The organism is Psychromonas sp. psych-6C06 (genome assembly GCF_002835465.1).
Lineage (GTDB): Bacteria > Pseudomonadota > Gammaproteobacteria > Enterobacterales > Psychromonadaceae > Psychromonas.
Genome location: NZ_PIZM01000007.1, coordinates 128,816 through 152,075, shown reverse-complemented (window position 1 = coordinate 152,075; position 23,260 = coordinate 128,816). Strand labels below are relative to the sequence as shown.

Below are 23,260 nucleotides of genomic sequence, written 5' to 3'. Positions count from 1 at the left end.
TGTATTGGTAAAAATAGATGGAGATAACATCTTGAAGCATAGAAGTAATTTTAAACGTTTTTTCTACTATCTTAAAAATTCAGTTTTATGGGCTATTCCAGATTTTTTCTACCGTATTCGTTTAAAGGGATTAATTGCCAAAAATCCGATCAGTGAAGCAGAGTTGAAAAGGCTCAATTACTACAATAAATTAAACAAAAACGTGCAAACGAAGTTACCGATAGTAATCGCTAATTTTAAAAAAAAGCATGGAACTACATACTTTTTTGATACCCGCAAAGTTATCCGTTTTTTTCCAAATAAGCTTCGTTTTTCTTTGATTTGCGGTGATGTAACAACAATTCCTAATAAACCAAGCTTTGTCAAAAGTAGACCAATAAATGGTGCTAATGAGAACTCTGTATTACTAAAGCTTAATGAAATTCGGCATTTTAATTTTATTAATGATGCTATTGAGTTTGATAATAAAAAAGGAATTGCAGTTTGGCGTGGAACAGTTACTCAACCTCATAGAAAAAGGGTCTTGGAGCAATTTTATAATCATCCATTATGTAACATTGGACAAACAAAACCTGCTTTACCTGCTGAGTGGGTCAAAGAGGTTATGACTATTGAAGAACAGCTACATTATAAATTTATATTGTGTATAGAGGGCAATGATGTCGCTACTAATCTTAAATGGGTAATGTCATCTAAGTCATTATGTTTAATGGCTAAACCAATATATGAAACGTGGTTTATGGAAGGGTTATTAGTCGCGGGGGTCCACTACGTTGAGTTAAAAGATGACTATTCTGACCTGATTGAAAAAATAGAATATTATCAAGCTCATACAGAAGAAGCTAAAAAAATCATTGCGAATGCTAATCAGTTTGTAGAGCAGTTTAAAGACCTAAAAAAAGAGCAGGTATTGTCTTTACTCGTCGCACAAAAATACTTTGCTCATTTAAATAATTAATCGGTAGTTGTATATGAATATTTTAATTATAAAAGCTACAAGTGTTATTCCTGCGTTTAAGTATGGTGGGACAGAAAGGGTTATATGGGGGCTAGGTAAAGCTTTAACATCAATGGGCCACAAAGTCACTTTTATGGTGAAAGAGGGCTCTGTTTGTGATTTTGCAAATATTATTCATTATGATCCTAGTAAAAAAATTGAAGATCAAATTCCTGAATTAATTGATGTTGTGCATTTTCATGATTCACTCGCGAATGAGAACATGAGAGTCTCTTACCTTTCTACTCTACACGGCACATTAAATAAAGGTCTACAGTTAGATAAAAATACTGTTTTTATCTCAAATAGTCACGCTCAGCGGCACGGTGGTGAAGTATTTGTTCATAACGGGTTAGATTGGGATGAGTATCAATCTCCAATTTTAAATCACACCCGTAAAGGTTTTCATTTTTTAGGTAAGGCTGCATGGCGTAGGAAAAATGTAAGTGGTGCAATTGATATTATTAAGCATTGTCAGAATGAAACATTAACTGTTTTAGGAGGGCATCGTCTTAATATAAAAATGGGGTTTAGGCTAACGCTTAGCGCTAAAATATCCTTCAAAGGGATGGTGGGAGGTGAAGAAAAATACAATGCATTGAATGCTTCTAAAGGGCTAGTTTTTCCAGTGTTGTGGCACGAACCATTTGGTCTTGCGATCATTGAAAGCCTCTATTATGGTTGCCCTGTATTTGGCACTAAATATGGTTCATTACCCGAGTTAGTGACCGATAGCGTAGGCTTTTTATCAAATGATTCAACACAATTAAGGGAAGCTATTTTACAAGCAGATGCATATGATAGAAGCCTTTGTCATTCCCTTGCTGTTGATAATTTTAATCATCTCGTTATGGCTACCGAGTACCTAAAGTTGTATGAGAAGGTTTTATCGGGAAAAAGTATTCATACAATAGCTCCTGTTGTGAAATATGGTGCCCTTGAGCAGGTTGAACAGTGGCAAAAAATATAGATCATTTAGACCTAAACCTCCTTAATTTTGATTAATGGAAGCGTTATCGTATTTTTAATTAGATAGTGATGATTTTTACGGTGCAATGTAGTTGGTTTCCGCTATTAAGGATAATTATCGTCCAATAAAGGGGGGATTGTTAGATAATTTAACGCAGAAACCTGAAGAAGTATTGGTATTGTATCGCAGTCTTATCCAAAGCTGAGGTGAAATAGCATCAAGGAAAAACTACTTCGTCGAGGTGTCACTTGTTTTTTTTGCCAAGTAATAATCAATGCCGTTTTCAGTTTTAATTTTTTTATGGCGAATAGTATTCTCTAGAATTTTTTGATTCTCGGGAAGTTGGAGGCGAGCATTCTCGTTATGATGGAGGTGAAAGCAAATTGACGCGAATTTTAGGTAAAGTCTATTTTTGCCTGAAAATAAAAGGCGTTCGACAAATTCACTATCTTCTCTTCCCCATCCAATAAAGTTATTATCGAATCCATTAATTGCAATTATATCTTTTTTCCAGACAGCCAAATTGCATGTTCTTGTTTTTTTAGCTGTATTGCTTTTATAGGAAAATAATTTACTCAAAAAATGACTGCTTAGGCTGTTTTTTCGGTTTTTAATGCCTCTACTAAAAATATTCGGTATAACAAGTTTTTTTAATATTTTTTCTGTTTGGCTCTCGTTTAACTTAGCTCTGCCACCTTGTACAAACCAACCCGGAGATGCGTGAAGGCAATGGGTTTTAATAAAGTTTCGCGATAAGATTATATCGCCATCTATCATAATAATATAATCGCCAGTTGTCTTTGCTAATGCTTTATTGCGACTTTGCGCTGCACGAAAACCATCATCTTCTTGCCAAGAGTGAATTAGAGGAACAGGAAAATTTTTTTTGAATTGACTGATTAATTCTCGTGTACTCGCAGTTGAACCATCATCAGCAATAACCACTTCATCTGGTAATTGAGTTTGTCTCTTGACGCTTTCAAGTACCGCTTCGAGTGCTTCCTTCCAGTTATAGGTCGTGATAATTAAACTAATCTTCATAATTGGCTCGCTTTAGTAACTGGGGGGATTGGGGGATTTAATGGAATAATATCAATAACAGCATTGAATACCTGCATCGGCTTTATATCTTCTAAGCAAGGCGAGTATTGTGTTTTTTTTATTGTACAGCGCTTTCCATAGCAAGGTACGCACTCTCTACTAGATTGAAAAACAGTGATGTTATCAATAGTAGTTGTGGGAATTTTAGCGATAAAGCCTGATTTTTCCTGTTCTTTTTTATATGGCCACGGTGACCACATCGAAACCGGAGTGGGGCCAAAAATAGTAAAAATGGGGATATTAACACTCGATGCAAGGTGGGCGGGGCCACAATCAGGCCCTATAAATCCTTGGCTATTTTTTATGAGTGTTGATAATTGAGCAAAGCTAATCTTGCCACTGAGGTTGATGACGTTATTTTGTTGTTGTTCGTTAATAATCGCTTCTACAATCTCTTTTTCTGTTTCAGTTTTTCCTCCTGTGATAGCTAGGAAATAACCTTTATCGAGTAACTGCTTTGTTAATTCAGCCCAATGACTCACAGGCCATTGTTTAATTTCATTCGAAGAGGGGCTATGTAATACGATATATTTAGTCGGGATATTAAATTCTTTTTGAAGGTTGGTCTGTTTATCTTCTGGCACTATTACCACCGGATACTTTTTGATACCTAATGGATCAAGTATGCGAAGGTTACGCATTAAACGATGTTCAATATCATCTGATTCAATAATATAATTAGAAAATAGAATTTTTTTGAATTTAGCACTCGAATGGCGTGAATCTATAACACCAATACGCTTTTTCCCTGTAATAAAAGCATAGATAGCAGATCTGTCTGAGCTTCGATCGTTAACCACTAGGTCATAACTTCGCCAATATTTTCTTATAAATGTAAGGTATTGCTTGAGTGTGGGCTTAAGCCCCATCACTATCACATCATTAATATCTTCGTTTTTTGAGAAAACTAACTCACCGCGTGAATCCGGAACAAGTACGTCTATTTTCGCATCAGGATAAGCTTTCCGTAAGCTATGGGTTATGCAGGTTGCTAACAAGCAATCGCCTATTGCGGGTGTGGCTAAAAACAATATAGTTTTATAGTTATTTTCGTTCATCTATCACTCGTTACTTTCGCAAAAATTTTCGATTATTAGCAATGATTTTCGCAATGCACCTTGGTTTTTCTGCACTATTCTTAGTGCATTTTTCCCCATATTGCTAGCGTCGATGGGGCTTTTTATCATCTGCTTTAAGGTGTCTGATAATGTGCTTGCACTACACACTTTGAGTGCATCCTTCTCAAGTAGTTGCTGAGCAAGATCTGCAAAATTATAATAGCTTGGCCCCGATAAGATTGGTTTCTGAAGCGCGGCTGGCTCAATAAAGTTATGTCCGCCGACTTTATCTCCTATTAGACTGCCCCCCATTAAGACGATATCAGCGGCTCCTATTAATACCAGCATTTCGCCCATTGTATCAGCCAAATAGATATTCGTATCACTGGTTACTGAATGATTGCTAGTACGCCGAACGACAGAAAAAAGCGCCGTAGTACACAATTTTTCGACAGTATGAAAGCGTTCAGGGTGACGAGGGACAATGACCAAAAGTGCATTTGGTTGATCTTTTAGTAAAGCTTTAAAAGCATCTAACACAATTTCATCTTCACCTTTATGAGTGCTCGCTGCAATGATGATTGGGCGATCTTTTCCAAGCAATAGTCGTAGTTTTTTTGCTTCAAGTAAATCTGTTTGAGGGATGTCTATATCGTATTTTAATGATCCGGTCACTGTTATTTTTTTGCTATTAACGCCGAGTTTTATAAAACGTGAGGCATCATCGTTATGCAAACATAAAAAATGATCGATATTACATGCAATTATTTTCCATATAAAGTTGAACTGTTGGTAGCGTTTTGCAGAGCGAGCAGATAATCGTGCGTTTATAACAATAACCGGAATATTTTTTTTGTTAACTGAGCGCAGTGTATTTGGCCAAAGTTCTGTTTCTACAATAATCATTAACTGCGGTTTTATCTTTTTGATAAATCCTTTTACGCACCAAGCAAAGTCAATTGGCATATAGCGGTGCTCAACAAGCCCGCTAAGTTTATTTATTTGTGCTGCGCCGGTACTTGTCGTTGTAGTTACCACTATCGGTATTGTTGGATGTTGTTTTTTTAATTTTTTAACCAGCGGAGTGATCGCTATGGACTCACCGACAGAAACGGCATGTATCCATATGGGCTTACATTGTTGGTCTTGGAGTACTGGCGTAACGCCAAAGTGCTCTTTCCAGCGTTTGCCAAAGGAAGGCTTCCCCTGTTTTTTCTGATAAAGCTTAAACAGTAAAAGGGGAGAGGCTAAAAATAATAATAGTGTGTAAAAAACACCTATTAGCATTGTATTACTTTAATTTGGTTAAGGCGATTGATGGCATTAACCACCATATCTGGCGTTAACTCTTTTAGACAGTTCAAATGTTCGAGAGGACAGATCCTTTTAAAACAGGGGCGACAATCTATATCAGTATGTAATATCTCCACAGTATCGCTTAATGGCGGAGTATAGCCTGGTGAAGTAGAGCCATACAATGCAACTACTTTGCATCCTACTGCTGCCGCTATATGCATCAATCCTGAGTCATTACTAACAACAATATTACAGGCTGCCATTAAATCAATCGCCTCAATAAGGCTTGTTTCACCTGCTAAGTTGTGACAATTATTCTGTAATTCAAGCGGTAAGGATTCTTTGATTGATTCCGTTACTTCATGATCTTTAGCAGAGCCAAATAACCAAATTTGATAACCATTATTGATTAACGTTTGTGTTATATTTGCAAAATGCTCGGCTGGCCAGCGCTTAGCAGGGCCGAACTCTGCGCCTGGGCAAAGACCAATAACGGGGCGTTTACTGTGTAATGAAAATTTTTCAAAGGCTGAAAGCTGTTTTTGTCTATCAATATTTAATTTCGGCTTCGGCAAATTAGCTAAACAACCCGAACCGGTCATTTTTTCTTTTGGGTATGCGAGTGCTACATAGCGTTCAATCATTAAGTCAAAAGATTTGCGGTTCGTGCGCATATCATTAATGAGGCCGTAGCGAAATTCCCCCTTCCAACCGGTGCGGTGTTTTACTTTAGCGAAAAAAGGAATTAGTGCTGACTTCGCTGAATTAGTTAAAATGAAGGCGTGTTCATAATTTTCTAAAAGTAACGATTTTCCGATGTTTCGACGTGTAAAAAAAGCAAAGTCGCCGTGTCCAAGTGGCATTTCAATGGCCTTGGCTATTTGAGGCATTCTTTCTAAGATCGGCTTACACCAAGCGGGGGCCAACACATCAATGGATGCATTCGGATGTGTTTTTTTTAATTCGATATAAAGTGTCTGTGACATCACCATATCACCCACCCATGAGGGGCCAACTATTAATATTTTCATAGACATATCACTTAACCGAATGTGTATTTAATTGGTTTTTTTATTTATTAGGAACGCTAATATTATACCTGTAAATATTAAATAAGTAACATAGCTACTGCCATTTGTAGATGGTGTATCAGTTAAACTTGCAAAGAAATAAAGTAAAGGTGGGGCAGAAATCAATGTGAAATGCTCTCTATGTGATTTCCATGCATATACTATTGGCATACCAAGCCAAAAAAACATGGTAATTATTCCAATTAAACCTGAGGTGACTCCTTTTTCTATAAAACCATTATGAAAATTCCAGTTTAACGATTCATATTCACGTTTAGTTAATTTTTTATCTTCTAGCATAGCTGTTAGTTGTAATGAACGTATATCTTTACCATAGCCTAATATAGGCTTTTCTTTAATTAACTCTAAACCTGTTGAGTATAATGATAACCTTAAACCAATAGATGTTTGATTGTAACCATTTGAAATTAAGTCCATCTCCTTTAGCGTGTTGTTATATCTTTCTTGGATGTATGAAAAACTGAAAATAGAAATCAATGTAGCCAAAGCCCCCCCTATAAATAATACTTTCCAGTTCAACTTTGAATAAATTAAGCGGTAGATAAATATTAAAATAAAAGTACATACTAAGGCAAGTAAGGGGCCTCTACTCTCTGTCATAATCAATGCCCCAAGACCGACGCATGAGGAAGTGATCAAAATGCAGAGTTGCAGTATATTTTTTGTATAACGTATTAATAGTGCAGATAATGTAATAATTAATGAAATGTATGACGCAAATGGAATCGCATTAACTGGCCAGGTTCGCCTATTCACAATATCAATATTTTGATAAAAATAAGCGATACCAAATGCGCAAATAGCTGCTAAAAGCAACAAATAGGTGATATAAGATAACTTTATTTTTCTAATATCTATAAAAAGTAGCAGTATTGTCGCAGTTTCTAACGCTCTTAATTCTCTGCTACCGAAGCCATGTACTAAATCAGAAACTAATCCAAACATGGTGAGAAATAGAAGCCATTTTATCCAAGGGAAATGATTCCAATTGTACTTAACGATCGAAAACCGATTAATTGACAAAGAGGTAATTGCACAAACCAGTACAATTATTAACAGTATTTTGTCGGCCTTTTCTACCCCAAACATGAATGTGCTTATCCACAAAAGAGGAATATAAATAAGGTTGTGAGATACATGATCTCTAAATTTATTCATTACTAATCATTCACTTTTATAGCATTGCATTGAAAGGACAACATGAGCTGAAACTTACTCTTGAATTAAAGGTGAGATAAAAATATAAACGGCCACTAGTTGCTAAATATGAACTGGCGACCTTAATTAGTATTATTGCTATTCTTTATTCAACCAAACCATATACTGAGCGGTTCCTTGCGCTACAGAGGTAAACTCATCGGTATAACCTGCTGCACGTAAATTCGTTAAATCAGCTTCAGTGAAACTCTGATAACGCCCTTTTAAATGATCTGGAAAGGCGATGCGCTCTATTTCTGCTGAGCTACCTTTCTCTTCGTTGTGGTATTTCACTACCGCTTTGCCTACTTCTAAAAATGACTCTGCTTTGCCTGTACCTAAGTTATAGATGCCAGAAACGTTATTATCGAAAAACCATAGGTTCACTTTACAAACATCATCGATATAAACGAAGTCGCGTTTGTGCTCACCTTCAAATAATTTTGCATTTTCGCCTGCATTGATTTGATTGTTAAGGTGGAAAGCAACGCTGGCCATACTACCTTTATGCTGTTCGCGAGGTCCATAAACGTTAAAGTAACGAAAACCGGTTATTTGTGGCAATGTCTCACCATGCGCCTGTGCGTCTTTCCAAAGGTTTCTTACATATTGATCAAATTGGAATTTTGAGTAGCCGTATACATTTAACGGTTTTTCAAATTGTAAGGCTTCTTTGAAGGTGTCGTTACCACCGTAGGTAGCCGCAGAAGAAGCGTATAAAAAGGGAATGTCGCGATCAATACAATAATGTAGAAGGTCTTTGGAATATTCATAATTGTTTTCCATCATGAATTTTCCATCCCACTCAGTAGTGGCAGAGCAAGCGCCCTCATGGAAAATAGCTTCTATATCACCAAATTCTTGTCCAGATACAATCTGGTTAATGAACTCATCTTTGTCCATATAATCTAATATCTGTAGGTCCACTAAATTAACGAATTTCGTACCATCGGTTAAGTCATCCACTACTAAAATGTCGGTAATACCACGATCATTTAAAGATTTTACTATGTTGCTACCAATAAAGCCTGCGCCACCAGTGACTATGAACATGTTTATTTCCTCATTTATAATAGTGAATTAGAGGGGATTATACTGGTTACACAACTAAAAATACCAATAGTTTTCGATTCCTAAAATGAAAAATTGTTAAAATTTGTTAATTTTTGTTAAATTAGCGCTTTGGTTTTTGGTTTAATTTAGGAGAAGGGCATGGCAACATTCCAACGAATCGACGTTCAAGGCGCAAAAGAGCGCTTAACACAAGAGCATGTTAAAATGGTTGATATTCGCGATGAACACTCCTTTGATACGGCTAATGTCGCGGGTTCATTTCACCTCACTAATGAGAGTATTAGTCAATTCATAAAAGAAACTCCTTTTACTGAAACGGTGTTGGTGCTTTGTTACCACGGCAACTCAAGTAAAGGCGTTGCACAATATTTATGTGATCAAGGTTATCAGGATGTGTATAGCGTTGATGGTGGCTTTGAAAGTTGGCGTATTCAAGACTTTTAAGTATAGGATTATAATAAATGAGTGTTGTAGATACCGGTAGTATTGATGCTATCGGCTTAGATAAAGAAGCAAAACGTGTCTTTCTTACTATTATCGACCCATTAGCGTGGGATGATGAAAATGTGCATCTTTTTACCTTACAAGAGAAGATAAATACCTATTTACACTTTGTTGAATCGGGCGAGTTATACAAGGCGATGCCAGACTGTAAAGGATGTGATATCGCTATTGAACTGATTTTAAAACATATGCCTAGCGATGAGGCTATTTCGTTTTTTGATAGCACTATGCAAATACTGTTTGATAAAGGTATTGTTTTTGTTTTTGGTCCTAACAAAGACAGCGGTTACGTTGAACAGCAATCGTAGTTTGATGACAGACTTATAAGGGCGACGTAAGTCGCTTTTTCTTTAATGATGGGCTATCCCGTAAAATTATTTTTTGCCGAAAGAGTAGTAGCTCAATTAAGTTATTGTGTTTGCAAAAGTGTTGATGTAAAAAATAGGCACTGTAAGAAGTGATGATACAAGGAATCAACAAACTTATATCGTGCGTTGTCTCAAGCACAAATAAGATACCCGCTAAGGGCACATGTAAAACAGCCCCCAAAAACGCCCCCATTCCAATGACAATAAACAGTTGTGATACTTCAAGCGATAAAAACTGACTAAACATAGCCCCTGCCAGTGCCCCTAAAATAAGGCTCGGCCCCAATGCACCACCGGGGATAGCGAGTGCGATCACTGCCATCGAACCAATAAAACGAACGCAAAACCACAAAAGAATCAATGCAGTGAATTGCTCTTCATAAAGCAAAGACTGTAATAATTGGTAGCCTAACCCAATCGCTTCGGGTGAAACCACTGATAAACAGGCTGTAATAATGCCTGCAAGGGTTATTTTCATCCAATAATTCAATCGTACTTTTTGAGTGAATAAATCGATGCTATTGAGGAAAAATGCAGATAACACACCGCATAACAAACCAAACAATAACCAAAGCCCTGCTAGCGGTAATGACAAATGGAAAGGTGGTACCTCAATGTGTAAAGGAGTAACGCCAATTTGGTGGCCAAACCATTGGGCGAAAAGTGTTGAGGCGACAACTAAGATTAATGTTCTTCCGCGAAACTGACGAATAATGGTTTCATAGGTAAACAGTATCGCCATTAATGGCGTATCTAACATTATGGTAATTGCGGCACTGGCTCCGCATGCACTGAGAATACGTAAAGTACAGGGGCGAATCTTAAACAGTTGCCCGGTAAGGTTGGCGCTACTTGCGCCGATATGAATAGCGGGGCCAATTGCGCCAATTGCAAAGCCTGTTAATAACGCCACTGAAGCACTGAAAAATTGAAAGAGAAAGTTCAAATAAGGCAGTTTGCCTAGGCCTAAGTGAAACTCAAGCACGACATGTGGTAAGCCCGAACTTAAATGTTTTGCAAATAGGAAAAATAACATTATCAATAGTGGGATAGCGATGAGTGCAGGCATAAAATAACTATGTTGTGTTGCTAGCTGATGATACAAGGGATGCAGTGCAATATAGCGGAAAGCATAGACCACAATGACAGCAATACTGCTGCAAAATAATACAAGCGGTAATAGCTTGCTGATGGTGTAGCTCGGTTGGTCCATAATGTTACGCCCTATTTATTCACCTTCATTAAATATAGGGGCTACCACCTTGTTTATATTAATTTTGTTAAAATATGTGGCTAAAATTTAACTTTTTCATTGCATCTTGCCCCTAACCTTTGTGATAATTGCGCCCAACTAACATCGAATTACCCAAACCACACCATATCAGGAGAGTTTTATGCCATCTCGTCAAGAGCTAGCTAACGCGATTCGTGCTTTAAGCATGGATGCCATTCAGAAATCTAATTCAGGTCACCCAGGCGCACCAATGGGAATGGCTGATATCGCGCAAGTTCTATGGACAGACTTTCTAAAACATAATCCCACTAACCCTGAATGGGCGGATCGTGACCGTTTTATTTTATCTAATGGTCATGGCTCAATGCTTATCTACTCTCTATTGCATTTAACGGGTTACGATCTTTCAATTAACGACATTAAAGACTTCCGTCAGCTACATTCAAAAACACCAGGCCACCCAGAATATGGTTACGCACCGGGTGTTGAAACGACAACTGGCCCACTAGGTCAAGGTATCACTAACGCTGTTGGTATGGCGATTGCTGAAAAATCACTAGCGGCTTCTTTTAATAAAGAAGGTCACGAGATTGTTGATCACTACACATACACTTTCTTAGGTGACGGTTGCTTAATGGAAGGTGTTTCTCATGAAGCATGTTCATTAGCGGGTACATTAGGTCTGGGTAAACTGATCGCATTCTGGGATGACAACGGTATCTCTATCGATGGTGAAGTTGAAGGTTGGTTCACAGACGATACACCTAAGCGTTTTGAGTCTTACGGCTGGCATGTTATCTCTGTTGATGGTCACAACCCTGAAGAGATCAAAGCTGCCATTATTGCTGCACGCGCTGAAACAACAAAACCAACCATGATCTGTTGTAAAACAATCATCGGTTTTGGCTCTCCTGCTAAGCAAGGTACACATGACTGTCACGGTGCGCCACTAGGTGCTGATGAAATCATTGCTACCCGTAAAGCGCTAGGCTGGAACTACGGTGATTTCGAAATTCCTGAAGATATCTACGCGGGTTGGGATGCAAAAACACAAGGCCAACAAGCAGAACAGTCTTGGGATGAAAAATTTGCTGCATACGCTGCTGCTTACCCAGAACTCGCTGCAGAATACAAACGTCGTGTTAATAACGAATTACCTGCTGACTGGGAAGAAAAATCATCTGCTTACATTGCTGATTTACAAAACAGCCAAGCTAATATCGCAACACGTAAAGCATCGCAAAATTGTATCGAAGCTTACGGCGCAATGTTACCTGAGCTATTAGGTGGTTCTGCAGATTTAGCGCCATCTAACTTAACAATGTGGTCAGGCACGAAAGCGATCACTGCTGATGATGCATCTGGTAACTACATCCACTACGGTGTACGTGAATTTGCAATGGCTGCTATTATTAATGGTATCGCACTGCATAAAGGTTTTGCACCTTACGGCGCAACATTCCTAATGTTTATGGAATATGCACGTAACGCACTACGTATGTCTGCACTAATGAAGCAACGTGCAATTCAAGTGTTCACCCATGACTCAATTGGTCTTGGTGAAGATGGACCAACGCATCAACCTGTTGAGCAAATCGCAAGTTTACGCTTAACGCCTAACATGAACACATGGCGTCCTTGTGACTCTGTTGAGTCAGCGGTTGCGTGGAAATTTGCAATTGAATCAGTTGATGCGCCAAGTTCATTGATCTTTAGCCGTCAAAACCTGAAACCACAAGCACGTAACGCGCAGCAATTAGCTGATGTTGCTAAAGGTGGTTATGTATTAGTCGACTCTGCGACTCCTGCTGAAATCATTCTAATCGCAACAGGCTCAGAAGTTGAGTTAGCGGTTCAAGCTGCTAGCGAGCTAACAGCACAAGGTAAAGCGGTACGAGTTGTATCAATTCCATGTACTGAGCAGTTTGAAGTTCAATCTGCAGAATACAAAGAATCGGTACTACCAGCGGCTGTTACTAAACGTGTCGCTATCGAAGCGGGTATTGCTGATTACTGGTACAAATATGTTGGCCTGAACGGTAAAGTGATTGGCATGACTACCTTTGGTGAATCTGCTCCAGCTGAGCAACTATTTGAAATGTTTGGTTTCACAGTGAAAAATGTAGTAGAAACAGCTAACGCACTATAAATTAGTCGTTAAGCATTTATTAAAAACCGCGCTTGTCGCGGTTTTTTTATGCCTGCTTTTTATAGGTATATGATCTAGTTACAGACTTGCTTCGTATTTTAGCGCAGTAAATAGTAATAATATTTTTAAAATAACTGTTATTTGTTAAGGTAGAGCCTCTTTACTGCACTATCAAGGAAAGATAATAATGAAAAAAGTGTATTCAGCACTGATAGTGAGTGGCGTATTAAGCGTGCTTGCAAGTGCCTCAGCTAACGCCAAACCCTTAGCCCAAGAAGGTGGTTGGGAGTTCACAATCAGTTTAAATGCCGGCTTTGTCAGCGGGCAGTCAAACCTTTCTACCTCTGATGATAACGAGCTTGTTACTGATTTAGAAAGCGAAGCCGAGACAAGCAGTAGTTTTATTGGCTTTCCTTTTGCCCGGATCCAATATACGACTGATGATTTAAAAACACAGATTTTTCTTGGTAACAGTCGTGATCAAATCTCCACATCACAATTTCAATATGAGCTCGGTGTTATTCATCAATTTGAAAATAAAAGCCAATTAACAGTGGCTTATTTTCCTGAGTTACCCCTATTTAATGAAACTTGGGAAGACCCTTACTTGGTCGGACAAACGCGTATCAAAACTGACGATAACGCACAGGGGGGACGTATTGAATTATCCCGTATTGCTGGTGGGCCTATAACCCTGAAATATGCCTATGCTCGTAGCAAAGTCGATAACGATAACAGCGGTGAAAGCTGGTCAGATAATGGCAATCAGTTATCCGCTTCGCAACTTCAAAGCCTACAGCGCAGTAGTCAATATCACCGTGTTGCCGTTGAGACCATGTTTCCGGTTTATATAGCGCAGCCTAAAGTGTTCCTCAAACCAACTCTACAATACACAACACGTATTGCTGATGGCGATGCGATGAGTTACGACGATTATAATTTCCAATTAGGGCTCTTAGTATTTGCAGGAAGACACACATCAATTACCACCTTCAATATAGGCAGTACCGCTTACGATCAACTCAACCCTATTTTTGGTAATAAGCAGGATTCCACCAACATGGGTATTTTCTCGGTTTATAGCTATGCACACGCGTTTAATGTTAAGCCACTGACTTTCAGTGTGATTGCCGGCTATAACCAAAAAGATTCAGGCATTACCTTTCACAATGAAAACGGCTTAATAGTATCAACAGGTCTCGCTTATACTTTCTGACGTTTACATCACTTTAACGAGCACAATAAAAAAAGCCAGTAACGAATTAACGATACTGGCTTTTTTTATACTTCAATATTAGGCTGGTTAACTGCCACTTTTTAGGGTTAATGGCGCAGACTTAATACCTGAAATATCCACTGCAACATTTTCATCGTTACTGATACGTTTGATCACGATAGAAGAGGCACTAATAGTAAAGGTTTTGTTTGTGCTAGCCTCAACTGTTTGGTTTTCATTCTCAGTATTACCCTGAGTTGGCTTATCCTGAACCGGTTGAGCCGCATTACTTTCACCTTCACCACCTCCGCCACCTCCACAGGCTGTTAGTGTTATTAGTGTGAGTATTGTTAACGCTAGTTTTATTGTGTTTAAAAATTGTTGATTCATCATTTATTCCTTATTGATGCACTCTAGTGAACTAGAGTGCATCATATCCTTTAAAACGTGTAGGTCATTAACAAGTGGTTTTCACCGGTGGCTAATTGTTGTGGGCTAGCTAAGATAAAGGTAATTTCACCGTCATCTTGCGTGTAGTGACTTTCAGCTAAGTACTCATTTTCATCAGCTACACCATTTTGGTTAGCATCGTAATAAAGCTTGGCGATGCTGATGTCATTCACTTCATTTAGTGTACCCACTGAAGCAAAGCTAATTTCATAAATATGTGCATCATTAGAATCACTTTCTAAGTTGAAGTTAAGTACCACTTGCTCAGCATCTGTCGCTACAAATGTGCTCACTGCCGTATTGTTATCCATTGAAGGTGCTTTAAGCACTGGCATTGCATCATTAAAGCCATCACCGTCCGCATCTAGGTCATCTTTATCAAGTACGCCGTCATTATCGTCGTCGCTATCAATGTTGTTACCCAAACCATCGTTATCAGAATCTAAGTACTCTTCCTTGTTAAGTGGGAAAGCATCATCAACATCTTTAACACCATCATTATCATCATCTTCATCTGCATTGTTACCTATGCCATCTAAGTCAGTATCGATAGTTTCAGTTGCATCTAATGGGAGCGCATCTTCGCTATCGATAACACTATCGTTATCGTCATCGTTATCTGAATTGTTACCAATGCCATCTAAATCAGTATCAAGAGTTTCTGTAGCATCTAATGGGAATGCATCGTTCACATCTTTAACACCATCATTATCATCATCTTCATCTGTTGAGTTTGAGATAAAGTCAGCATCAGTATCAAGCGGTAGACTGCCTGAGTCTAATGAGTCAGACCCTGCCAAAATTTCATCTGCATCAGTGTATTTATCACCATCGTCATCGTTATCTGAATTGTTACCAATGCCATCTAAATCAGTATCAAGCGCTTCAGATGCATCTAATGGGAACGCATCATTCACATCTTTAATACCATCGTTATCATCATCTTCATCTGTTGAATTTGAGATAAAGTCAGCGTCTGTATCAAGTGGCAGACTGGTTGTATCTAGTGGATCTGAGCCCGCTGCTGTTTCATCACTATCAGTGTATTTGTCACCATCATCATCAGTATCGGCATTATTACCAATCCCATCTAAATCAGTATCAATGGTTTCAGATGCATCAAATGGGAACGCGTCAAGTGCATCAATGACATTATCATTATCATCATCGTTATCGGTAAAGTCAGGAATGAAATCACCATCGTTATCACTTGGTTTACTGCTTGCGTTTAATGGATCACTACCAGCAGCTAATTCATGCTCATCTGAAAATTTATCATTATCGTCATCAGTGTCTGCGTTGTTACCCGTACCGTCTAAGTCAGTATCAAGTGTTTCAGAAGCATCTAATGGAAATGCATCATTCACATCTAGCACGTTATCGTTATCATCATCCGTGTCTGTGAAGTCAGAAATGAAGTCGCCATCATTATCACTTGGCGTGCTACTTGCCACTAACGGGTTAGAGCCTGCTGCTAATTCATCAATATCTGAAAACTTATCGTTATCATCGTCAGAATCAGCGTTGTTTCCCGTACCATCTGAGTCAGTATCAAGGGTCTCAGACGCATCTAATGGAAATGCATCATTCACATCTAAGACGTTATCGTTATCATCATCTGTGTCAGTAAAGTCAGAAACGAAATCCCCATCGTTATCACTCGGTGTACTGCTTGCAACTAACGGGTTTGAGCCTGCAGCTAATTCATCAGCATCAGAGAACTTATCGTTATCATCGTCAGAATCAGCGTTGTTTCCCGTACCATCTGAGTCAGTATCAAGGGTCTCAGACGCATCTAATGGAAACGCATCATTCACATCTAGCACATTATCGTTATCATCATCAGTGTCGGTAATGTCTGGAATTAGATCTCCATCGTTATCACCAGGGAGGCTCTTCGCATCGAGAGGATTACTGCCGGCTGCAATTTCATCACTATCAGAGTATGAGTCGTTATCATCGTCTGAATCTGCGTTGTTACCTATACCGTCTAAATCAGTATCAAGTGATTCAGAAGCATCTAATGGAAATGCATCATTCACATCTTTAACACCGTCATTGTCATCATCTAAATCTGTTGCATTGGATATAAAGTCAGCATCAGTATCAAGCGGTAAGCTGCCTGAGTCTAATGAGTCAGAACCTGCCAAAATTTCATCTGCATCAGTATATTTATCACCATCGTCATCGTTATCTGCATTGTTACCAATACTATCTAAATCAGTATCAAGCGTTTCGGAGGCATCTAATGGGAATGCATCATTCACATCTAATACATTATCATTATCATCATCCTTATCTGTAAAGTCAGATATGAAATCACCGTCGTTATCACTGGGTGTACTGCTTGCAACTAACGGGTTTGAGCCTGCTGCTAATTCATCAGTATCAGAGAACTTATCGCCATCATCATCGTTATCTGCATTGTTGCCAGTACCATCTGAGTCAGTATCAAGGGACTCAGAAGCATCTAATGGAAATGCATCATTTACATCTAATACATTATCGTTATCATCATCTGTGTCTGTAAAGTCAGAGATGAAGTCGCCATCGTTATCACTGGGTGTGCTACTTGTAACTAACGGATCGGAGCTAGCTGCTAACTCATCAATATCAGAGAACTTATCGTTATCGTCATCAGAGTCAGCATTATTACCAATACCGTCTAAGTCAGTATCAAGTGCTTCAGTTTTATCCAGTGGGAAAGCATCATCAACATCACTAACACCATCATTATCATCATCTGAATCAGTATTGTTACCAATGCCATCTAAATCAGTATCGATAGTTTCAGTTGTATCTAATGGGAATGCGTCTTCTTCATCCATCACAGAGTCATTATCGTCATCATTATCAGCGTTGTTACCAATACCATCTAAATCAGTATCGAGTGTTTCAGTTGCATCTAATGGGAAAGCATCATTAACATCTAATACACTATCACCATCGTCATCATTATCAGCATTGTTACCAACGCCATCTAAATCGGTATCGAGTGTTTCTGTTGGATCTAATGGCAATGCATCATTCACATCTAATACGCTATCGTTATCATCGTCTGTGTCAGTAACGTCAGAGATGAAATCACCGTCGTTATCACTTGGTGTACTGCTGGTAACTAACGGGTTTGATCCAGCTGCTAATTCATCTGCATCTAAGAACTTATCGTTATCATCATCAGAATCGGCGTTGTTACCTATTGTATCACCATCTGTATCAGTGCTTTCATTAGGGTCAAGTGGAAATTCATCAATATTATCAAAGCTACCATCTTCATCACTGTCTTTAGAAAGTGGGTTTAACTTATAAACCACCTCAAAACCATCATTAATGGTGTCGCCATCGGTATCTTCTAATAAACGGTTTGTACCTAAAGCAGATTCTTCTTTATTACCTAAGCCATCACCATCAGGGTCAATTAATAATGACGCGGGTACGACGGTATTGTCGTCGCTATTATAGCCCCAGCAGGTAATGCCATCATCGGCTAGTACACAGCCCATACCATATCCTGTCGCTACTGCAATAGGGTTAGTCACTGTGGGTGCTGAGCTTGCATACCATCCTTGACAATTCAGTCCATTATCATCAATCACACAGGCTGCGTCTTCTGCTAGCGCCACAGAAATTGGATTGTCATTAGTGTTTAGGTTAATCGGTGCATTACGAACCTCTCCCCAACACTGCAAACCATTATCATCGATGGCGCAACTGGCATCTCCGCCTGCTATCACAGTGCTTGGATTGGTTAATGTTGGAACATCTGTTTGGTCATCGCCATTGTAACCCCAGCAGACAACTCCGGTATCATCTAAGGCGCAGGCATGAGATATACCTGCACTTACTATGCTTGGGTTGGTTAATGCAGGCACTGTTGTCTTACCATACGAGCTTTCTCCCCAGCACTGCACGCCATTATCGTCTAAGGCACAGCTAAATCTAAGCCCTGCGGTGACCATGGATGGATTGCTTAATGCAGGCACGGTTGTTTCGCCATTTGCATTACCTTCACCCGCCCAGCATTGCACCCTATTATCATCAAGCGCACAGCTGTGGTAATAGCCTACTGCAATTTGAGTTGGGTTACTTAAGTTTGGTAAATCGTTTTGTCCACCGTCATTTTTCCCCCAACAGGTGGCTTGATTATCAATGATTGCACAGACATTATACTCATTTGCACTTAGCAAATAATCACGGTGTAGCGGGTCACGCCCTTGGGCGAGTTCCCAGTCATCAGGCAGTGAGTCAAAATCACTGTCGGCATAGATTGGACTGGTATTGTAAAGTGTTACTTCATCGTTATCTTTGAGGTTATCACCATCAGTATCATCACTGTTTGGATTGGTTTTTAAGGCCTGCTCTTGTAAGGCGGTTAAACCATCGCTATCAGCATCGGTTGCACTTTCGTCTGTTTCTAATGGGTCTAGGCCCCAAGTTGTTTCATATAAATTAAGTAAACCATCATTATCGGTATCATCTTGTGTTAATGGGTCAGAGTCATAGCTAATTTCTACATCATCATTAATACCATCATCATCGGTATCTTTGCTGAGAGGGTTTGTGCCATATAATAGCTCCTGCGCTAAGGTAAGATTGTCAGCATCTTCATCAGCACTACTATCATTAGCGACTAGTGGGTCTAAGCCATTTTTTACTTCGACACCATCGCTAATGCCATCGGTATCGGTGTCGGCAATCAAGCGCTCGGTACCTGCAAGGGCTTCTGCTTTATTACCTAAACCATCACCATCGAGGTCAATTAATAATGACGCGGGTACGACGGTATTGTCGTCGCTATTATAGCCCCAGCAGGTAATGCCATCATCGGCTAGTACACACCCCATACCATCACCTGTCGCTACTGCAATAGGGTTAGTCACTGTGGGTGCTGAGCTTGCATACCATCCTTGACAATTCAGTCCATTATCATCAATCACACAGGCTACGTCTTCTGCTAGCGCCACAGAAATTGGATTGTCATTAGTGTTTAGGTTAATCGGTGCATTATGAACCTCTCCCCAACACTGCAAACCATTATCATCGATGGCGCAACTAGCATAACCGCCTGCCATCACTGCGTTTGGGTTGGTTAATGTTGGAACATCTGTTTGGTCATCGCCATTGTAACCCCAGCAGACAACACCGGTATCATCTAAGGCGCAGGCATGAGCTGTACCTGCACTTACTATGCTTGGGTTGGTTAATGCAGGCACTGTTGCCTTGCCGTACCTATTTTCTCCCCAACACTGCACGCCATTATCGTCTAAGGCACAGCTAAATCTAGACCCTGCGGTGACCATGGATGGATTGCTTAATGCAGGCACGGTTGTTTCCCCGTTTGTATTATCTCCCCAGCATTGCACCCCATTATCATCAAGCGCACAGCTGTGGTAATAGCCCACTGCAATTTGAGTTGGGTTACTTAAGTTTGGTAAATCGTTTTGTCCACCGTCATTTTTCCCCCAACAGGTGGCTTGATTATCAATGATTGCACAGACATTATACTCATTTGCACTTAGCAAATAATCACGGTGTAGCGGGTCACGCCCTTGGGCGAGTTCCCAGTCATCAGGCAGTGAGTCAAAATCACTGTCGGCATAAATTGGACTGGTATTGTGAAGTGTTATTTCATCGTTATCTTTAAGGTTATCACCATCAGTATCATCACTGTTTGGATTGGTTTTTAAGGCCTGCTCTTGTAAGGCGGTTAAACCATCGCTATCAGCATCGGTTGCACTTTCGTCTGTTTCTAATGGGTCTAGGCCCCAAGTTGTTTCATATAAATTAAGTAAACCATCATTATCGGTATCATCTTGTGTTAATGGGTCAGAGTCATAGCTAATTTCTACATCATCATTAATACCATCATCATCGGTATCTTTGCTGAGAGGGTTTGTGCCATATAATAGCTCCTGCGCTAAGGTAAGATTGTCACCATCTTCATCAGCACTACTATCATTAGCGACTAGTGGGTCTAAGCCATTTTTTACTTCGACACCATCGCTAATGCCATCGGTATCGGTGTCGGCAATCAAGCGCTCGGTACCTGCAAGGGCTTCTGCTTTATTACCTAAACCATCACCATCAGGGTCAATTAATAATGACGCGGGTACGACGGTATTGTCGTCGCTATTATAGCCCCAGCAGGTAATACCATCATCGGCTAGTACACAAACCATACCATACCCTGTCGCTACTGCAATAGGGTTAGTCACTGTGGGAGCTGAGCTTGTATACCATCCCTGACAATTCAGCCCATTATCATCAATCACACAGGCTGTGCGTCTAGAGAGTGCCACAGAAATGGGATTGTCATTACTGTTTAGGTTAATCGATAAAGGGTAAACCTCTCCCCAACACTGCAAACCATTATCATCGATGGCGCAACTAGCATCACCGCCTGCCATCACAGTGCTTGGGTTGGTTAATGTGGGTACTTCAGTTTGTCTTTCGTCATTAGAGCCCCAGCAAACAACACCGGTATCATCTAAGGCGCAGGCATGAGATGTACCTGCACTTACTATGCTTGGGTTGGTTAATGCAGGCACTGTTGCCTTGCCGTACCTATTTTGTCCCCAGCACTGCACGCCATTATCGTCTAAGGCACAGCTAAATCTAAGCCCTGCGGTGACCATGGACGGATTGCTTAATGCAGGCACGGTTGTTTCCCCGCTTGCATTACCTTCACCCGCCCAGCATTGCACCCCATTATCATCAAGCGCACAGCTGTGGTAATCGCCTACTGCAATTTGAGTTGGATTACTTAAGTTTGGTAAATCGTTTTGTCCACCGTCATTTTTCCCCCAGCAGGTGGCTTGGTTATCAATAATTGCACAGACATTATAATTATTTGCACTTAGCAAATAATCACGGTGTAGTGGGTCACGCCCTTGGGTTATTTCCCAGCCATCAGGTAGCGAGTCAAAATCACTGTCACTATGGATTGGATTTGTTAGATAGGTATTAAGTTCATCGTTATCAGTCAGCCCATCACCATCACTATCATTACTAATAGGGTTGGTGCCTAAGGCTTGCTCTTGTAAGGCGGTTAAACCATCGCCATCAAAATCGTTTGCACTATCATCCTTATCAATCGCGTTGTAACCTGCGTTACTTTCAAATAAATTGAGTAAACCATCACCATCAGTATCGTCATTCTCTAGCGGATTTGAACCCAGGGTAACTTCAATGTTATCTTTGACGCCATCATCATCACTATCATCACTTATAGGCGAAGTACCGAGTGTAAACTCTTGCCCAAGGGTTAAACCGTCTCCATCAAAGTCACTGTTAATGCTGGTGTAAATAGTGGGATCAAAGCCATATTTAACTTCAAACCCGTCTGGTAATGTATCTTCATCGGTATCGACGAGCCATTTATCGGTGCCATAGATGATCTCGTTATTAAGGCCTAAGCCGTCACCGTCAGGGTCTATCATTAGCGCGTCAGGAACTGAGTCCATTACCCCCCAACACGTCACACCATTATCATCCAGTGCACAAACATGTTCATAAGCACCACTAATGACAGCTGGGTTTGATAGCGCTGGTGCGATGGTTTCACCTGATCTATCAGTGCCCCAACACTGCACGCCGTTATCATCGAGTGCACAGACTGAATTATAATTAACGGAAACATCACGTACATTACTTAACGCAGGTATGTCTAATTGACCATAATCATTACTTCCCCAGCACTGCAAACCACTGTTATCTAATGCACAAACAGCATAATATGATAAACTTATGGTATGCGGATTAGTTAAAGTAGATAGCATGGATAAGTCTAAACTTCCCCAGCATTGCAGCCCATTGTCATCTATCACACAGGCGTTGTTATGGCCTGCAAATATCTTTGTTGGATTAGAAAAAGAGGGCATTCCACTTACTACGTCTCCCCAGCAAACAACGCCAGTATCATCGAGTGCACATGAAAAGTAGTTGCCAGAAGCGATGCTCGTCGGGTTGGATAACGCTGGTACTATTGTTACTTCTGCATTTTCGCGCCCCCAACATGACACGCCATTGTCATCGAGTGCACAAAAGTGTTGCCAGCCAGCCGTTAACTGTGTTGGGTTACTGAGCGCAGGCACGTATTCTTGACCATAATCTCCCCAACACTCCACGCCATTATCTGCTAATAAACAGCTACTGCTACGACTAGATTTAATAATATAATCCGCCTTCAGCGGATCTCGCCCATTGGCAATTTCCCAATCATCGGGAAGGGTATCTCTATCAGTATCCAGTGCAAAAGCATTGCTTGATAAAATAGATAACAACAAAAACACAACTAAAGTGCAACTTTGTTGTATGAAGGGGGGACGTTTAAACATTGGGGAATACCTTATCCATAATTTTATTTAGCCTTACATTAATGCGTGGCTGTTTATTTAAATTTAGATAGGGAAAAGTAGTGTGCGATATTAAACGAATAGGAACAGTTAGATAAGAGGCAAACAATCCTTGTTTAACTAGCGCTAAAACAGATCATCATGATCATGTTGGTACTTTAGCCTAAGCGCGAGATTGTAACTAAAACATGAAAATATCGA

Annotated in this window: 15 protein-coding genes; 6 read left to right on the top strand and 9 right to left on the bottom strand. The window is 39.9% G+C overall.

Annotated features, from left to right (window positions below):
• The first annotated feature begins 4 nt into the window (after positions 1 to 4).
• Both CW745_RS11605 and CW745_RS11600 read left to right on the top strand, forming a co-directional pair.
• Positions 5 to 958 carry a glycosyl transferase family 90 gene (locus tag CW745_RS11605; protein ID WP_202973192.1) on the top strand — a complete coding sequence of 318 codons (954 nt, stop codon included), beginning with the start codon at positions 5 to 7 and terminating at the stop codon, positions 956 to 958.
• Between the two features lie 13 nt (positions 959 to 971).
• Positions 972 to 1,967 carry a glycosyltransferase gene (locus CW745_RS11600; protein ID WP_101108848.1) on the top strand — a complete coding sequence of 332 codons (996 nt, stop codon included), beginning with the start codon at positions 972 to 974 and terminating at the stop codon, positions 1,965 to 1,967.
• A gap of 228 nt (positions 1,968 to 2,195) precedes the next feature.
• On the opposite strand, the gene CW745_RS11595 is transcribed toward CW745_RS11600, so the two are convergent.
• The 6 genes from CW745_RS11595 to rfaD form a co-directional block, all read right to left on the bottom strand.
• Positions 2,196 to 3,008: a glycosyltransferase family 2 protein gene (locus CW745_RS11595; RefSeq protein ID WP_101108847.1), complete on the bottom strand. Its 813-nt coding sequence runs from the start codon at positions 3,006 to 3,008 to the stop codon at positions 2,196 to 2,198.
• A complete protein-coding gene (locus tag CW745_RS11590) occupies positions 3,005 to 4,126 on the bottom strand; it encodes a glycosyltransferase family 9 protein (RefSeq protein WP_101108846.1) in 1,122 nt (373 codons plus the stop codon). The genes CW745_RS11595 and CW745_RS11590 overlap by 4 nt, the downstream gene beginning before the upstream one ends.
• 3 nt (positions 4,127 to 4,129) lie before the next feature.
• Positions 4,130 to 5,413, bottom strand: a complete 1,284-nt coding sequence (gene waaA / locus CW745_RS11585) for a lipid IV(A) 3-deoxy-D-manno-octulosonic acid transferase (RefSeq protein WP_101108845.1) — start codon at positions 5,411 to 5,413, stop codon at positions 4,130 to 4,132.
• Complete coding sequence (gene waaF, locus CW745_RS11580) at positions 5,407 to 6,453, bottom strand: lipopolysaccharide heptosyltransferase II (protein ID WP_101108844.1); 1,047 nt, start codon at positions 6,451 to 6,453, stop codon at positions 5,407 to 5,409. The genes waaA and waaF overlap by 7 nt, the downstream gene beginning before the upstream one ends.
• A gap of 27 nt (positions 6,454 to 6,480) precedes the next feature.
• The gene (locus CW745_RS11575; protein ID WP_101108843.1) at positions 6,481 to 7,671 is read right to left on the bottom strand and encodes an O-antigen ligase family protein; all 1,191 of its coding nucleotides are present in this window, start codon (positions 7,669 to 7,671) and stop codon (positions 6,481 to 6,483) included.
• Positions 7,672 to 7,809: 138 nt separating this feature from the next.
• A complete protein-coding gene (gene rfaD / locus CW745_RS11570; RefSeq protein WP_101108842.1) occupies positions 7,810 to 8,763 on the bottom strand; it encodes an ADP-glyceromanno-heptose 6-epimerase in 954 nt (317 codons plus the stop codon).
• A 159-nt stretch (positions 8,764 to 8,922) separates the two neighbouring features.
• Between rfaD and glpE the strand changes: the two genes are divergently transcribed.
• Both glpE and CW745_RS11560 read left to right on the top strand, forming a co-directional pair.
• The gene (gene glpE, locus CW745_RS11565) at positions 8,923 to 9,228 is read left to right on the top strand and encodes a thiosulfate sulfurtransferase GlpE (RefSeq protein WP_101108841.1); all 306 of its coding nucleotides are present in this window, start codon (positions 8,923 to 8,925) and stop codon (positions 9,226 to 9,228) included.
• Between the two features lie 17 nt (positions 9,229 to 9,245).
• Positions 9,246 to 9,596: a DUF6572 domain-containing protein gene (locus CW745_RS11560; RefSeq protein ID WP_101108840.1), complete on the top strand. Its 351-nt coding sequence runs from the start codon at positions 9,246 to 9,248 to the stop codon at positions 9,594 to 9,596.
• A gap of 13 nt (positions 9,597 to 9,609) precedes the next feature.
• Here the strand turns inward: CW745_RS11560 and CW745_RS11555 are convergent, their stop codons facing one another.
• A complete protein-coding gene (locus CW745_RS11555) occupies positions 9,610 to 10,869 on the bottom strand; it encodes a chloride channel protein (RefSeq protein WP_101108839.1) in 1,260 nt (419 codons plus the stop codon).
• A gap of 181 nt (positions 10,870 to 11,050) precedes the next feature.
• Here CW745_RS11555 and tkt point away from each other — a divergent pair, with 181 nt between their 5' ends.
• Positions 11,051 to 13,039 carry a transketolase gene (tkt, locus tag CW745_RS11550; RefSeq protein WP_101108838.1) on the top strand — a complete coding sequence of 663 codons (1,989 nt, stop codon included), beginning with the start codon at positions 11,051 to 11,053 and terminating at the stop codon, positions 13,037 to 13,039.
• A 187-nt stretch (positions 13,040 to 13,226) separates the two neighbouring features.
• Complete coding sequence (locus tag CW745_RS11545) at positions 13,227 to 14,255, top strand: DUF2860 family protein (protein ID WP_101108837.1); 1,029 nt, start codon at positions 13,227 to 13,229, stop codon at positions 14,253 to 14,255.
• An 87-nt stretch (positions 14,256 to 14,342) separates the two neighbouring features.
• Here the strand turns inward: CW745_RS11545 and CW745_RS11540 are convergent, their stop codons facing one another.
• Both CW745_RS11540 and CW745_RS11535 read right to left on the bottom strand, forming a co-directional pair.
• The gene (locus CW745_RS11540) at positions 14,343 to 14,648 is read right to left on the bottom strand and encodes a hypothetical protein (RefSeq protein WP_193755596.1); all 306 of its coding nucleotides are present in this window, start codon (positions 14,646 to 14,648) and stop codon (positions 14,343 to 14,345) included.
• A gap of 47 nt (positions 14,649 to 14,695) precedes the next feature.
• Positions 14,696 to 23,041 (bottom strand): RCC1 domain-containing protein, encoded by an 8,346-nt coding sequence (locus CW745_RS11535; protein WP_101108835.1) that lies wholly within the window; start codon positions 23,039 to 23,041, stop codon positions 14,696 to 14,698.
• Positions 23,042 to 23,260: the final 219 nt, after the last annotated feature.